Consider the following 15,690-nt stretch of genomic DNA (forward strand, 5'->3'; position numbering starts at 1 on the left):
TTAGTCTCCTTTCCGGCCGATGTCGCTAAGGCCTTGTTGTATTTTATTTTGATAAAGAGCATGCATGTACTCAACGATTGCTCTAACGGAAGGGCGAAACTTTTCATAGCTTCCCTGATAAGCTTTAGACGGTTTGGAATTGATCTCAATCAGCCAAGGCTGCTTCTCTATATCGAGTGCCACGTCAATGCCGAGCTCTGCAAAATTTCCACTTTGGTTTTCAGATAAACTACTTGCTGTTTTCAGGGCGAGCAGGCAAATTTGCTCAAATAGTCTTTTAGCCTCGGGGTCATCAAAAGTTGAATTCAGCAATTCAAGACCATTTTTCATTTCTGCTCCCCTTGATAGATTGGACACAATATGCCCTGCATCGCTGACCCTCGCAACAACTGATGTAATTTTCCAGGCCTGGTTTCGGTTTTTATTCAACAGAATCCTAAAGTCAACTCTCTTGTGATCAATTTGAAGCAAATCAATCCCTTGCTGGACAATGAACGATTGTTTTTTGATTTTCCTTTTCAGGGTAGTAAACAAATCTTCTGCCTTGGAAAATAAAACATTATCCTTATTAACGGTTGATTGTTCTAATACCCAGCCTTCTCCCGTATTTGTAAGCTTACATATATTTCTCCCCTGGCTGCCGTTAGAAGGTTTCACATACACATTTTGATGACGTTCCAGAAAGTCGGCAAAATCCTTGTCTTCCTGAAAAGGGATAGTTTCCGGCAAATACGGCAGGAGCTGTTCATTTTTAATCAGGGCTTCATGTACGTCAAGCTTAGAAAGGAAACCGAGATTAAACATGGGTATATCCATTCTATCTAAACGGTTCTGATACTCCTGGAAGAGCATTGTTTTTTCCTTTGCTCGGGAATGGATCCTGTTGTAGACAACATCCGGGACAGGAAGTACCGTTTGTTCCCATTTTCCCGCTTTGAGAAGGTAGCCTTTCACCGCTGTTGATTCTTGCTCTGGCTCGAGCAGATGTACATAAAAGGGAAATCCTTTTTCTTCACAAAAAGATTGTATTTCCTGAAAGAAAGGCTCCATTGATCCAAATGTTCCTTCTCTTTTCCCAATAGGGTAATCACTTAAAATTGATAAGAATGGACCGATCGCAATCTCTTTGGTTTGCTTGCAAAAGGTTACTTGAACTGGAAAGGATAATGCCGGCAATGACAAGCTCTGTCCGGTATTACGTGAAATGATAATAAGCGGCTGCTCGGCGGAAAACGGGCGCACTAGCAGTGGAATCCGTTTCGCACCTGCTTTCAATACTATCTCTTCACCGCCATTTAATTTCCATTTAGAAAGCATTGATAGTTCTATTTGTATAATAGGTGTATGGTCCTCAATTAAGGATTCCTCGAATATGATCAGGACCTTGGCATTACTAATGTTCATAGGTTTCCCCGTCCTGCGCTATGGTTTTATTTTTAATAGAGTGAGTTGGGCAAAAGCGGATATTTCATCTTATGTAAAGCAGGTTTAAAAAGTGACATAATGAATCACGCCGATAAAGGGCCTGGAACTTTCTGTTTTTCCATGGCATATGGTGGGATAAAAGGGTATTATGTTTGCTAACAATAACAAGCATCCGTTGGTATGTGCATAAAGGTGTATTTCGGTATATGTTTTGGTATAGTTTAATGGATCATCGCAAATGAATGAGGAGGAAATATAATGAGTTCAAATTTATATGATGTAGCGTATAACATGGAAAGGGCGGTAAGAGGAAGCAAGGAATATGCAGAGTTAAAGAGCCTGTATGATCATGTAAATGCTGATCCTTCCGCAAGAGGGATGTTTGAAAATTTCCGCCAAATTCAGATGAGGCTCCAACAAAAACAAATGATGGGGCAGGAAATCATGCCTGAGGAAGTTGAACAGGCACAAAAAACGGTGGCCCTTGTCCAACAGCATCCGATCATCTCAAAATTGATGCAAGCGGAACAAAGAATGAGCATGGTTATCGCTGAACTAAACACAATCATTATGAAGCCCCTTGAAGAACTTTATGGCGCGCCGGAACAACAATAAGGAATAATGGAACACTGCCTGCAGAATGGCAGTGTTTTTTTATGGATGCTTCAAACAGCAAATAAATAAAAATCTCATGAAAATGTTCATCGTTGGATTTTCCATTAATATGCGGGTGCTTCCGTTATACATCGGGGCTGAACCAGATTATTCTCCGTTTTAGCTGTTCTATCAATTAAAAATGACTCATAAAGATGGAATAGGATACTACAGATGGGAGAGATCAGCATGGTCTACCGTATGCTAGCGGTCAATATAGATGGAACTCTGCTTCAATCAAATGGCCGAATGAATAAATTGACAAAAGATGCGATTGAATATGTCCACCGAAAGGATGTTCAGGTCGCACTCGTAACTTCCAGGAACTTTTATTCTGCAAAAAAAGTAGCGAAAGCATTAAAAATAAACCCCACTCTTGTAGCCCATCAAGGTGCTTTTGTAGGAACGAACATCCAAAAACCACTTTATGTGTCAAGAATGCCGGAGAAGTTGACTTTGGAGATTGTCCAGCTGCTTGAAAAGGTGGAGTGCCAAATTCAGGTTTCCCATGAAAAGTTTATCCTGGGCAATAGGGTCAACCTGCCGGAAAACTTGCTTGGAAGAGCGGTTATGTTTATGAATGAGCAAAATATCTTTTCACAGCATTATGTCGATTCGGTTAGTGAAGAGCTTGCCAAAAAGCCGGTTGCGCCACCGAAAATCGACGTTTTGTTCAATAGTGATAGAGACAAAGAAGATTTATTCAGCCTAATTGCTGATATGTTTCCGGAAGTTCACCCCATCAGCCGTATGGGAATGAGTCTAAGCATTGTACCAAAAGGTGTGTCTAAGTGGACTGGTTTATTGCATCTAGCCAACCAGTTAAAAATTAAGCCTTCACAAATCGTTACAATCGGCGATAGCTTGGATGATATGGAAATGATTACAGAATCGGGTCTTGGAGTTGCGATGGGCAATGCACCCTTTGAACTCAAAAAAGCGGCAAAGTGGGTGACCCGCTCGAATGATGAAAATGGGGTAGCCTATATGCTAAAGGAATTTTTCCGAAAACAGCATCCAATAGCATTTTTGGAAAAAATGAATATTTTAAAATGATTACAAACGCCCAACGGTCCTAAGGTTCCGTAGGGCGTTTTTTTGTAGTCTTAAACATAGATTTACACTCATTTCCATAAACTATGACCATTCTAACCGAAAGGAATGGAAATGATGGATACGATTGATCCAAAGAATGCTAAGACAGGCGATGAGGTATATGTCATTTATAACAATCCTCATACACCGACCGTCTCGAATGTCCGCGCTGCGGAAATTGTTCCGCACCCGAAGGACCCGAATGCGTTAGCGTTGTTTCTTAATGACACCTTCCATGTAATAGAGGATGATGATGCTTTGTTCACATCGGAAGCAGCGGCAGAAAGGGCATTCCAGGAATTATATGAGGAGGATAAGCTTTAAATCTGCACAAAAAACAGGCCCTGAAAGGGCCTGTTTTTTTAACACTTATTTTTTAAGAAAACGTGCCATCGCATGAATTTGGCCTAGATGGTTGGCTTCATGATAGACAGCCATGCTGGCAAGTTCACCGAAAGTTGTTAGTCCCATAAAAGGCTGTTTTAATGGTTGTTGAAGACTTTCAGCAGGGATTTCTTTTAGTCGGCCTGCCTGCTCCTTAAGCTGTTCTGTAAGCAGCTCGACCGTAGGGGCATCAACCTGCCAGTCAGCAGGCTTGGTTCCATTTCCGAATAAACCCAGGTAATTTTCAGGAAGGTGGCTTGATTTTTTCGGATAGCCAAACATGAACTGCTCTGTCGTAGTGAGCACATGGCCAATATGCCAGTGAATTGTATTATTGAACCCTTGTGGCTGGATATCCATAATTTCAGTGTTGATACTTCCTAGCTCCTTTATGAAATTATTTCTTGTTAATTGATATTGCTTGAATAAAAGCTCACTCATTCTTAAAACATCCCCTCTTATTAAATAAAGTACCTTTATCTATTTCTAGCTGATCATAAAAAAACCTGCCACCAGTTTCCAAGTTTTAAAACTGTTTTAACAGAAGCCGAAGCACTTTGGGTTTCGCTAGTTAGTTATAACAATTCGTAGTATAATACCGGAAGCTACATTAAAAATCTCAAGCAGATAGGTGATGTTCTTGCGTATTGAAATACAAGGGCTGGAAGATGAGCGTTTTCACCGGCCGCTTCAAAATATAGCCAACCTGTTTTTCGAAGAAACCGAAATCCTTCTTTCAAACGGAGAGGACGCCGATTTACAGGTTGAATTTAAATGGGAAGCTTCCGATTCAATTTTTGCACGGGCTTTACTTTTAGTTAAAGATCCCGCTGAACAGTATGAATCTAACCATAGAATAGATATTTCACCTGACTTAACGGATAAAGAATTATTTCAACACGTGAAACGGGCCGTGTCCTATGTTTTTGTCAATGTACTGCAGGATATGACTGGCATAAATCAGAAATGGGGGATTTTAACAGGGGTCCGTCCGACCAAGCTTCTTCACCGGAAAGTGCAGCAAGGTATACCTGCTCCAGTAGCCCATAAACAATTAGCGGAAGATTATATGATTTCCCAGGAAAAAGTTGAGTTGATGCAGAAAATCGTCGACCGCCAATTAGCTGTTGTCCCTGACTTGTATTCCTTAAATAGTGAGGTTAGCATTTATATCGGGATTCCGTTTTGCCCGACAAAATGCGCTTACTGTACATTTCCAGCTTATGCGATAAATGGCCGGCAAGGTTCTGTGAATTCCTTCCTTGGAGGCCTTCATTACGAGATGAGGGAAGTCGGCAAGTGGTTAAAAGAAAATGATATAAATATAACAACGATCTACTATGGCGGCGGTACACCCACAAGCATTACGGCTGAAGAAATGGATATGCTTTATGAAGAAATGTATGCTTCCTTCCCGGATGTAGAGAACGTAAGGGAAATAACGGTAGAAGCCGGCAGGCCGGACACAATTACCCCTGAGAAACTGGAGGTACTGAAAAAGTGGAATATTGACCGGATTAGCGTCAACCCGCAGTCATACATCCAGGAAACATTGAAGGCAATAGGCCGCCACCATACGGTTCAAGAAACTATAGATAAATTCCACCTTTCACGCAGTATGGGGATGAACAATATTAATATGGATTTGATTATCGGCCTCCCAGGGGAGGAACTGCCGGAATTCAGGACTACCCTGGAAGAAACAGAGAAGTTGATGCCGGAATCACTGACAGTCCACACTCTTTCTTTTAAACGCGCTTCGGAAATGACGCGGAACAAACAAAAGTATAAAGTGGCTTCAAGGGAAGAAGTGGAGAAAATGATGGATGCCGCCGAAGGGTGGACCGCCGCACATGGCTACACTCCCTATTATTTGTACCGTCAAAAGAATATCCTGGGGAACCTGGAGAACGTCGGCTACTCAATCGCGGGCCAGGAAAGCATATATAACATCATGATCATGGAAGAGCAGCAAACCATTATCGGCTTGGGATGCGGGGCCTCAAGCAAGTTTGTGCACCCAGTAACAGGGAAGATCATGCAATTTGCAAACCCAAAGGATCCAAAATCATACAATGATAATTTTAAGCATTACACCCATAAGAAAATAGAAATACTTGATGAATTGTTTAAAAAAGAAAACTTCCAGGCTTAGTTCTGGAAGTTTTCTTGTTGCTGCCATTTCCTGGACTTTATATATTAATTAGAACGCTCCCGCAAAATTGGCATCGTACAGCAACGGAAAGAGCCACCAGATTTAATGATCTCAGTAATGTCTACTTCAATCACATCATACCCCCGCTCTCTTAGCTGTTTATTCACGTTTTTATTTACCGGAAGGCTTAACACCTTTTTATTGCCAATGGAAAGTACGTTAGTTCCAAGCGTGAATTGCTCCTCATCCGTTACTTCTATCAAGTTGTAACGTGTGGCGAGGAATTCTCGTTCCTCCTTGCTGATAACGTCAGGGAAAATAAGAGCATCTTCAGGGGATAAAACGTTAAACACACAGTCTAAATGTAGATATTTAGCTTCAAATGGTACCGCTACTACCTCGAACTCAGGAAGCAATGAGTCTAGATGCTTGATCGCATCAATATGAGTGCGGTTGCTGATGCCGACAAATACCGTATCCCTATCTATAATGACATCACCACCCTCAATTCGGTCTTTAAGGAGATCCTTGTGTGGAATTTGTTTTTCTTCGAGCCACTTCTTCAGTAATCCCTCTTCTCCCTGCCGGACCGGGCTGGCCATTTCTGCCACAAAGACTGTATTTCCAAGCGTAAAGCCAATATCACGGGTAAAAACCTGTTCCGGGTATTTACTTTGGGGAGGAAGGAGGATTACGTCTACTCTGTGTTCCTTTAGAACGCTTACAAAATTTTCATGCTGCTTCATTGCTGTTTCAATATGGATGCCTTCATCTTTAAAATGCTCTTGGGTTTCGTTTATTACTTCTCGGATCGTCATGTATTGGGGCTGGCATAGAACCACCCGTTTCAATTGATCATATTCGCTGTAGCAGTAGGCCATGGTTTGTTTATCTTGATATGTGGTCATAGTGCCCTCCTGAATGCTTAATTCACCTATACTATTTCCTTAATTACAGGGGAAAAAACCTTTTTCATCCGGGTTTCGTTTTAACTTCCAACTCAGATTTTTTTAAAAATTCTCAAATAGTAAAAAGGAATTACGAAGAATGAATCGAATTTATTAAAGGAAGTGCAATACAATCACATGAAAGCGTTTACGAATAGGGGGAAGATGAACATGATGAACACTCCATTGATTATGACGCAAATGATTGAACGGGCAGAAAAGTATTATCCAAAAAAATATGTTGTTTCGCGTACAGATGGTGGAATCAACAAATTTACATACCGGCAAATTGCGGAACGTACCAGAAGGCTGGCTAGCTCGCTCGAAAAGCTGGGAATGGAAAGAGGCGACCGCATTGGCACGCTTGCATGGAACCATCACCGCCACCTGGAGGCCTATTTTGCAATTCCGTGTTCCGGAGCTGTTTTGCATACTATTAATTTTAGACTTTCTCCGCAGCATGTTTCTTATATTATAAATCATGCCGAAGATAAGATACTTTTGCTTGATGCTGACGTAATCCCCCTAATTGAAGGAATTCAAGATTCACTTCAAAATGTGAAGGGCTATATCATCATGACGGATTCGAAAGAATTGCCTGAAACAAAGTTATCACCTGTATATCACTATGAACAGCTGATTTCTGATGGAGACCCAACTCATCAGTTTGTACAGGATCTTGATGAAAATTCACCTGCTGGAATGTGCTATACATCTGCGACGACCGGAAACCCAAAGGGTGTGGTATATTCACATAGGGGAACGGTTCTGCACAGCTTGGGTCTTGGATTAGTTGATAATTTTGGAATATGTGAAAGGGATACTGCCATGCCGGTAGTCCCGATGTTTCACGTCAATGCCTGGGGCTTGCCATTTGCAGGAGTTTGGTTCGGAAGCAACCTGGTAATGCCAGGTCCATACTTTACACCTAAAATCCTAGCAGAACTCATTGAATCTGAGAGGGTTACGCTAACGGCCGGTGTACCGACTGTTTGGTTGGGGCTATTGAAAGAACTTGCGGAAAAAGAATATGATACAAGCAGCCTAAGAGCAGTGATTTGTGGTGGGTCGGCAGCTCCAAAAAGCATGATTAAGACGTTCGAACAGAAATATAATATTCCATTTATACATGCTTATGGCATGACAGAAACAAGTCCTATGGTGTTTACTTCCCAGTTGAAAAGCTATCATGATGAATTAGAAGAAGATGAAAAGTATGAATTAAAGGCAAAACAAGGCTTGACGGTTGCCTGTATTGATATAAAGGTGCTTGGCCAAAATGGGGAAGTAAAAAATGATGGAAAAGAAATGGGTGAATTGCTCATTCGAGGACCATGGATTGCCAGTGAATATTACCAGGATGAAAGAACAGAAGGTGCGTTTAGAGATGGCTGGCTATATACCGGAGACGTTGTAACCGTTGATGAAGACGGGTTTGTAAAGATCGTTGACAGAACAAAGGATTTAATTAAGAGCGGAGGCGAATGGATTTCTTCCGTTGATTTAGAAAATGCGTTAATGGCCCATGAAGCTGTGTTTGAGGCAGCAGTTATCGCTGTCCCACATGACAAATGGCAGGAACGTCCCGTTGCTTGTGTAGTGCTGCACGAGCCATATAAAGGAAAGGTTTCAAAAGAGGAAATCATTGAATTCCTAACGCCTCAATTTGCAAAGTGGTGGCTTCCGGATGATGTTCTTTTCCTTGAGGAAATTCCAAAAACCGGTGTAGGAAAGTTCTTGAAAATGGCGCTGCGTGAACAAATTCAAGGAAAATATGCAAAGCAATAAAATGGACTCCGCGAAAGGAGATGGATCATCATCTCCTTTTTCGTGCTAATAATCGCTGAAATTTTCACTAAAAATTCTATTTTTTCTTTTTATTCTAATAAAAGAAACGTTATAATTAGAGAGAATCAATGTTAGAGGAGGAACGATCATTGGGAATTGAATCTGCTTCCGCGCAGGAGACCGTTGTGGTCACATATTCGGGAAGGACAGCTACAGTGGAGATGAACCGTCCTGAATCGATGAATGCTATGAATGAAGGGATGCTCCGGGAACTCGTGAGTGCCCTGAAGGAAATCACCCTCAATGATGATGTGGATATTGTTGTTATAAAGGGTAAAGGGAAAGCGTTTTCTTCTGGCGGTGATATCAAAATGATGCTTTCATCTACAGGTGAAGAAGGTGAAGCCAGCTTCAATTCTTTGATGGATTGCATTACAGAATTGGTGACAACGCTTTATTTTATGCCAAAACTCACGATTTGCGGCATCCATGGAGCAGCCGCAGGACTTGGCTTAAGCATCGCCTTGGCAACAGATTATATCATTGCGGAGCCTGAAAGCAAAATTGCTATGAATTTTATCGGCATCGGGCTGATTCCTGACGGTGGCGGACATTTCTTCCTTGAAAGAAGGCTAGGCGAAGTCCAGGCAAAGGAATTGATTTGGGAAGGAAAAGTTATGAGGGCACCGGAAGCACTTGAAAAGGGTTTAATTCATGAGGTAGCTTCCGAAACATTGGATAAGTCCATTCAAACGAAGCTGGAAAAGTGGCTGTCAAGCCCAATCCAAGCTATGATCAAGACAAAGAAGATACTTGGGGAAAAGAATCGTCCGCTTTTATTGAAAATGCTCGAGCTTGAGAAAAATGCACAAATGAAAATGCGAAAGACAAACGACCACCAAGAAGGAATCCGTGCGTTTGTTGAAAAGAGAAAACCGAACTTTACGGGAAGATAATAAGGCGGCCGGCACAGGTAGTGCCGGCTTTTTTGGCTGCGCTTACATTATTTCCGAATCCTTAAGACTTAGCGGTGGAAAAGGACCAGCTTACCTGCAGGTGATGTACAGCGATGCGTTTTTTCATATAAATCCTTTTCCTTAAGAAGATTTTCCCCTAATGCTTTCGCTTGGTCATCATTCTCAGCCTGGAAGGATTCGTCCAAAAGTTTTTCCCCGGATTGATCAAAAGCAGTCAGTTTATATACTCGGCTCATGTTCCTTACCCCTTTTTTGAAATGTACCGTACTTCCTACTATTTTTGCACAATATTCATTATGTTGTAAAGATTTTATATTCTTTGTTAAAAACTATAAAACACTTGAGTTACTGGTATTATTTTACTATCATTAAATGAAGCCATTTAATTCCGATTATTCTTCAGGTCGCACTGGGTCAAAGAGAATCCATTGCCGTTTTTGGCGATGACTATCCTACTGAGGATGGGACATGCATTCGTGATTATATTCATGTCATGGACCTTGCGAACGCCCACTGGCTTGCTCTTCAACATTTACGGCAAAGCAAGTCCAGTGATGTTTTCAACCTAGGGAATGGAACCGGGTTCACCGTGAAAGAAGTGATTGAAACAGCCCGGGAGGTTACCGGACATCGAATCCCTGCAACAATAAGTCCAAGAAGGCCAGGAGACCCAGCTGTATTGATCGCTTCGTCCGGAAAGGCACAAACAGTATTAGGCTGGAAGCCAAAATTCAACAATTTGAAAACGATTATTGAAACAGCATGGAAATGGCATAAGGAGAATCCAGCAGGATATAGGGAAAATGAGTAAGAGGCCTAAGGAGAATACATACAAAACAGCTGCCGGTTCATGTCTGGCAGCTGTTTTACATTCCTTCACGGTAACCAAACTATTTTTAATTTCCTTCTCTCGCTCCCACACATACGTTCGGATTATGGTAAAATAAAAACACTCATGGCTAGTAGAAGGGGGAAATAACTGTTGGGTGAAATTGTCTTTATACATGCCGCAGATTTGCATTTGGACAGCCCTATTGCAGGACTTAAAAATATACCTGCTTTTATTACAGACCGGCTCAGGGAAAGTTCCTTTCATGCGCTTCGAAAACTCGTTGATATGGCAATCATGCGCCAGGTAGATTTTTTGCTGCTGGCCGGTGATATTTACGACAGTGAAAATCGCAGCCTGCGCACACAGGTACGCTTTCGAAAAGAGATGGAGCGTTTAGGTGAGAAAGGGATACAGGTGTATATGATTCACGGAAACCATGACCATTTGGACGGATCTTGGGTTACAGTGAACTTACCTAAAAACATGCACGTTTTCCAGGCGCACCCGGAAGTGAAACGATATCAGAAGGAGAACGGGGCCGCTGTTAATATTTATGGGTACAGTTATCCGAGAAGACATGTTGCCGAACGAATTGTCTCACAATATAAAAAGCGGACTGATGCTGAATATCATATCGGGCTATTGCACGGAAACCTTGAAGGGCGTACAGAACATAGCCCTTATGCTCCATTTTCCATAAGTGAACTGGCCGAAAAGGACTTTGACTACTGGGCACTGGGCCATATACATAAAAGACAGGTAATTTCCGAGCAGCCTGTTGCGCTTTATCCTGGCAACATCCAGGGCAGGAACACTAAGGAAACAGGAGATAAAGGCTGTTATCTGGTTACGCTGGAAAAGGGAGGGGGAAGCTATGAATTTATTGAAACAAGCACAATAGTATGGGATTCTATTTCGATTAAGCCACAGGACGACTGCCAATTTGATGAGGTTCTGAATGATTGCCGCCGCGTTTTAAAAGAAATGCAGGAGCAAAAAAAGTCCTTTTTGCTGGAGATAATCTTTGACCTCGACAATCATTCACTCCCTACTATATTTACTGAAGAGTTCACAGAGGCTGTCCTGGACAACCTGCAGGAAGAGGCGGAATTAGGTGACAGCTTTGTATGGCCTTACCGGATTAAAGTGGTAAATGGCTGGAATAGCGATATGGAAGCCATAATGGAAAACTCCTTTTTAAATGAATTACTTACCCTTGAATTAGATTCAGAGGGTATCGATACGGCCTTGGAACCATTGTATAAACATCGGGAAGCGCGCAAGTTTCTTGATCCGCTAAATGACGAGGAAAACAGAGAGCTTGTAAGTGAATCACAAAGGCTGATTCTTCAAATTTTTAAATAAACTTAGGATGGGAAAGGAGGGATAGCAATGATCATCAAAGAACTTCATATCTATGGGTATGGCAAATTTGAAAATAAAAAATTCACAGATCTTGGGCAGCTCCAAATATTTTTCGGAGAAAACGAATCAGGCAAGAGTACAGTCATGTCCTTTATTCATAGTATATTGTTCGGCTTCCCGACAAAAGTACAAAATGAGAAACGATATGAACCAAAGCTGAATGCCAAGTATGGCGGTAAAATTATCATAGTTTCGGATCGATACGGAAAAGTCAGTATTGAACGGGTAAAAGGAAAAGCCGCAGGTGATGTGACAATTGTCTTTGAAAACGGGTCAATTGGCGATGAAGGAGATTTGCGGGATTTGCTGCAGGGCATAGATAAGCAATATTTCCAATCTGTATTTTCTTTCGATTTGCAGGGGCTTTATGGGGTCCAGAACATAAATGAAGCCACGCTGGCTAAATATCTATTATCAGCAGGTATGGTCGGCAGTGACATGCTTGTGGAAGCAGAATCCAAGCTTCAAAAGGAGTTGGATGCCAGATTTAAGCCATCAGGGCAAAAGCCTGAATTAAATATAAGGATAAAGCAGTTGAAGGAGCTGCAAGCAAGGCTGAAAAAATCTGAGCAAGATGAACGTGAATATAACGAGCTGCAAACGAATCGAACGAAAACGGAAGAAGAGCTTTCCGGATTACAAGCTTCCATCTCAGCCAATGAAGAAAAACTATTTAAATATCAGGAATTTTTAAGAATTCGGCCGATTATGGAGCAAAAACAAATTCTCCAAGAACGGCTTGAAGAAATAGGCAGCATATCCTTCCCAGCCGAGGGTATCAAACGACTTGAACAGCTGGCTGCGATGAAGATCCCGAATCATGCACAGCTTTCAGCTACCCGTAAGAAAAAACAAAAAATTGATGAAAAAATCGGGGAACTACATATCTCACCATACATTAAGGCCAACAAAGAAAGAATAAACTCCTTGCTTGACCGTGCGCCTTTTCTAGAACAGTTGGAATCTGAAAGAAGCAGGCTTGGGCAATCATACCAGACAAAAGTGAAAGAAAAAAATAAGTATAAATCCGATTTATTCCTTGATTTGCCTGAGGAAGAAATACTAGGTTTGGATACGAGCGTTTTCATGGCAGAAAAAATTAAGCAGCTCGAGCAGGAAAAGCATCGGTTAAAAAGCGAGCGCATTCGGCTTGATGAAAAATATAAACACGAAAAAAGCAACCTTGAGGTTGTAGAGGCGAAGATCGCGGAACTAAAAGAAAAACAGCTGCCGCATGAGGAACGGAAACGGCTTGAAGAGGCTTACCATTCAAACAGCAATGAAGGCATTGCCAGGGTTAAGGCAGAATTATTGGAAGATCATATTCGAGAACTGAAACAAGGATATTCCAGGCTTTCCGCAAAAGTGCAGCAGAATAAAAAGAGAAATGGAATCCTGGCATTCATTCTTACAGTGATTTGCATAGTCGTTTCAGTATACGCATGGACGAAAGGACAATCCTTTATATCGGTGGCAACTTTGTTGTTTGCGGGAGCAGTATGGCTTTTACAGTTCTTTTTTAAAGGAAATGAAATGGTTGAAGACCTAAAGAAACAAGTGGCTGAAGCCGAAAATAAAAAGAAAGAGCTGAAAAGGCAAGCAGATCCCGGACAGGAAACGAAAGCAGCCTCGATTCGAAAACTCCTGCAAAAAGAGGAAGACATCCAGCGGCAGATTATGGCTGAAGAAGTAAAGCGAATAGAGAGATCCCATGCTTTTGAAATAGTAATCGAGGAGTCGGAGAAGTGGGAGACAAGCTGGAATCATATCATAGAAGAAATCAAGTCGGTCCAACAAAAGTGGGGCATTTCGGTTGCGTGGGCGGAATACAGCTCTGAAGTTATCCTGGATCAGTTGGTTCTTTTAAAACAAGCCATTCAGGAATCTGATGAAACAAAAAGAGAAATAGATAAACTCGAAAAAGAGATATCAAATCAAAAACAAGAGCTGCTTTCGATTTGTAAAGAAATGGGTGCAACTGCAACGACCTGGCATGAAGCCTTGGCTGCAGTCAAACAAGCCCTAGCATTGGACTCGAGGCATCGGTTGCATCTTGCTCAATTTCATGAAGAGAAAAAGCAAATTGAGGATGATATCGAGCGGCTTCAGGTTGTGCTAGCAAGCTTGGATGCAGAAGTCGAGCAGCTTTTTGAAGATGCCTGTGTTGAAGATGAAGAGGAATTCAGAAGGAAGGCACTGCTTTTCGAGGAACAGGAGAAGCTGAAGGACAACCATCGTATGATTTCGTTGCAACTTTCCAATTCTTCCTCTCACCAGAAAGAGCTTGCCACCCTAATCGATGCAAATATAAGTAAATACAGCATTGAAGCCCTGGAAACGGAAAGAAGGGAGCTGCTGAGAAGCCAGTCGGAATGTGCGGAGAGATTATTAGATTTGAAGCACAAAATAAACCGCCTGGAAGAAGGGGGAACATACATCAGCATTCTTCATCAATTTCATGAAGCTAGAGCCGCTTTTAATGAGGAAGCAAAAGAGTGGGGCAAGTATTCCTTGGCAAAAAGATTGCTTAGAGAAACCATTGCAGCTTTTAAACGTGAACGGCTTCCTAAAGTGGTTGCGAAAGCGCAGAGTTATTTATCATTGTTAACGGATGGGGAATATAACCGAATCATAGTTGGTGAAGAAGTCGACGGGCTTTATTTGGAAAGAAGGGACGGACTACGGTTTGACACAGGGGAGGTCAGCCGCGGCACCGCAGAGCAGGTATATGTATCACTGCGATTGGCCCTTGCAGGAAGCATTCTGGACGAGGACGATTTTCCCCTTATCATTGATGACTCCTTCGTAAACTTTGACCAAAATCGGGCAGTGAACATGATTCGGTTACTGAACAACATGTCAAAGGACAGGCAGATTATCTTTTTTACCTGCCATGAGCATTTGCTTCGCTTTTTTGCAGATTCATCAATAACGGCTTTAGAAAAGCAAAAAATCCAGGGCTAAACGAAAAGCTCTGGGTTTTCCTTTACATATATAGGTCTTTTAGGTTATATACATCCTATTATTTTACTAATATAATGTCCTTTCGTGCATGTAAAAGGTTAAAAGAACATATAGTAAAAGTAAATTCTAAAAAAAGAGAGTGTTTCTCATGGATTTATATTCTTTTCTTTCCCAATTTGATCCCTCTTTAAACCTTGTTATTGAAAAAGAATTTCCTGGTACAAGATGTGTTGGCGGAAAGTATTCGGCTGATAAACATCTCATTACCTTATATACAAAAGACATAGAAATACAGTGCGAAAGAATGCTAGGGTCACTGGAGCACCTTGATGAGTATACCTGGATCGTCCTCGCCCATGAAGCTGGCCACGCACTTGATCTTGAGCTTCCATTGTTAAGCGGGGAATGGTCGATCACAAGTGATATGGATACATTATATAAAATTGAAGTGAATGCCTGGGATATTGCTGAAAGGCTAATTCCTTTCATCGACCGGGGGCTCTTTGAGAAGGTTCGGACAGAATCCCTTGCCCATTGTGTGAACAGGCCGCTCGTGAGTTGATATTTTTTAAAACAGGAACAGTCCGATAGCGGGCTGTTTTTTTAGGTGGTAACCAAAGTGACTTGGCAGCGTTTATATGATTTTAATTTAGTAAATAGCAGCTTTATTGTTAATATCGCATATGGGTTTGGATATGTGGAGTGTACAAACCTAAGTATGGTTCTTCTTACAGTAAAAAAACGCCATTCTGAGAATGACGTTCCAAGCTATGGCCTGACTATTTTTTTATCAACCATTTCAAAAAAGGATGCCTTTTCTTATCGGTTATTTTTATCTCATTCATAATGATTTTATCTTCATGTTCTGCTATCCATTTTTTTAATGCGTTTTTATCTTCACAATGGGTTAGGTAGATTTGTCCACTTTTGCCAACAGCATTAATTACATATCTACAAGAGGAATTCCCCATAATTGTCCACCTTTACAAAAAAGTTCGTTTTAAAATGGATCATATGCTGACCTATTAAAATATAATATATGAA

At 41.4% G+C, this 15,690-nt stretch carries 14 protein-coding genes and 1 pseudogene; 10 read left to right on the forward strand and 5 right to left on the reverse strand.

Annotated elements, in window-relative coordinates:
- Positions 1-1,404, reverse strand: a complete 1,404-nt coding sequence (locus CUU64_RS11650; protein WP_101633795.1) for a YheC/YheD family endospore coat-associated protein — start codon at positions 1,402-1,404, stop codon at positions 1-3.
- Positions 1,405-1,683: 279 nt separating this feature from the next.
- Between CUU64_RS11650 and CUU64_RS11655 the strand changes: the two genes are divergently transcribed.
- From CUU64_RS11655 to CUU64_RS11665, 3 genes are all read left to right on the forward strand, one after another.
- Positions 1,684-2,040 (forward strand): YlbF/YmcA family competence regulator, encoded by a 357-nt coding sequence (locus tag CUU64_RS11655; RefSeq protein ID WP_101633796.1) that lies wholly within the window; start codon positions 1,684-1,686, stop codon positions 2,038-2,040.
- 228 nt (positions 2,041-2,268) lie between these two features.
- On the forward strand, positions 2,269-3,135 hold the full coding sequence (locus tag CUU64_RS11660; protein WP_101633797.1) for an HAD family hydrolase: 867 nt from the start codon (positions 2,269-2,271) through the stop codon (positions 3,133-3,135).
- 114 nt (positions 3,136-3,249) lie between these two features.
- Complete coding sequence (locus CUU64_RS11665; RefSeq protein ID WP_101633798.1) at positions 3,250-3,498, forward strand: transcriptional regulator SplA domain-containing protein; 249 nt, start codon at positions 3,250-3,252, stop codon at positions 3,496-3,498.
- 45 nt (positions 3,499-3,543) lie between these two features.
- Here CUU64_RS11665 and CUU64_RS11670 read toward each other — a convergent pair whose 3' ends face one another.
- Entirely contained in the window at positions 3,544-3,999 is a 456-nt protein-coding gene (locus CUU64_RS11670; RefSeq protein ID WP_101633799.1) for a DinB family protein, read from the reverse strand.
- A gap of 199 nt (positions 4,000-4,198) precedes the next feature.
- Here CUU64_RS11670 and CUU64_RS11675 point away from each other — a divergent pair, with 199 nt between their 5' ends.
- Entirely contained in the window at positions 4,199-5,713 is a 1,515-nt protein-coding gene (locus CUU64_RS11675) for a coproporphyrinogen III oxidase (protein WP_101633800.1), read from the forward strand.
- Positions 5,714-5,757: 44 nt separating this feature from the next.
- Here CUU64_RS11675 and CUU64_RS11680 read toward each other — a convergent pair whose 3' ends face one another.
- Positions 5,758-6,621: a dimethylarginine dimethylaminohydrolase family protein gene (locus CUU64_RS11680; RefSeq protein WP_180954567.1), complete on the reverse strand. Its 864-nt coding sequence runs from the start codon at positions 6,619-6,621 to the stop codon at positions 5,758-5,760.
- A gap of 210 nt (positions 6,622-6,831) precedes the next feature.
- On the opposite strand from CUU64_RS11680, the gene CUU64_RS11685 reads away from it, so the two are divergent.
- Both CUU64_RS11685 and CUU64_RS11690 read left to right on the forward strand, forming a co-directional pair.
- A complete protein-coding gene (locus tag CUU64_RS11685) occupies positions 6,832-8,448 on the forward strand; it encodes a long-chain fatty acid--CoA ligase (RefSeq protein ID WP_101633801.1) in 1,617 nt (538 codons plus the stop codon).
- Between the two features lie 128 nt (positions 8,449-8,576).
- Entirely contained in the window at positions 8,577-9,404 is an 828-nt protein-coding gene (locus CUU64_RS11690; RefSeq protein ID WP_101633802.1) for an enoyl-CoA hydratase, read from the forward strand.
- Positions 9,405-9,472: 68 nt separating this feature from the next.
- On the opposite strand, the gene CUU64_RS11695 is transcribed toward CUU64_RS11690, so the two are convergent.
- A complete protein-coding gene (locus CUU64_RS11695) occupies positions 9,473-9,661 on the reverse strand; it encodes a YhzD family protein (RefSeq protein ID WP_101633803.1) in 189 nt (62 codons plus the stop codon).
- 140 nt (positions 9,662-9,801) lie between these two features.
- Here CUU64_RS11695 and CUU64_RS11700 point away from each other — a divergent pair.
- From CUU64_RS11700 to CUU64_RS11715, 4 genes and pseudogenes are all read left to right on the forward strand, one after another.
- Positions 9,802-10,236, forward strand: a pseudogene (locus tag CUU64_RS11700) (GDP-mannose 4,6-dehydratase); the annotation flags it as partial.
- A gap of 171 nt (positions 10,237-10,407) precedes the next feature.
- Positions 10,408-11,622: a metallophosphoesterase family protein gene (locus CUU64_RS11705; RefSeq protein WP_180954568.1), complete on the forward strand. Its 1,215-nt coding sequence runs from the start codon at positions 10,408-10,410 to the stop codon at positions 11,620-11,622.
- Positions 11,623-11,649: 27 nt separating this feature from the next.
- Complete coding sequence (locus CUU64_RS11710; RefSeq protein ID WP_101633806.1) at positions 11,650-14,646, forward strand: ATP-binding protein; 2,997 nt, start codon at positions 11,650-11,652, stop codon at positions 14,644-14,646.
- A gap of 148 nt (positions 14,647-14,794) precedes the next feature.
- A complete protein-coding gene (locus tag CUU64_RS11715) occupies positions 14,795-15,208 on the forward strand; it encodes a hypothetical protein (RefSeq protein ID WP_101633807.1) in 414 nt (137 codons plus the stop codon).
- A 217-nt stretch (positions 15,209-15,425) separates the two neighbouring features.
- Here the strand turns inward: CUU64_RS11715 and CUU64_RS11720 are convergent, their stop codons facing one another.
- On the reverse strand, positions 15,426-15,617 hold the full coding sequence (locus CUU64_RS11720; RefSeq protein ID WP_101633808.1) for a hypothetical protein: 192 nt from the start codon (positions 15,615-15,617) through the stop codon (positions 15,426-15,428).
- Positions 15,618-15,690: the final 73 nt, after the last annotated feature.

The organism is Bacillus sp. V5-8f (assembly GCF_002863565.1).
In the GTDB taxonomy this organism is placed as follows: domain Bacteria; phylum Bacillota; class Bacilli; order Bacillales; family DSM-1321; genus Peribacillus.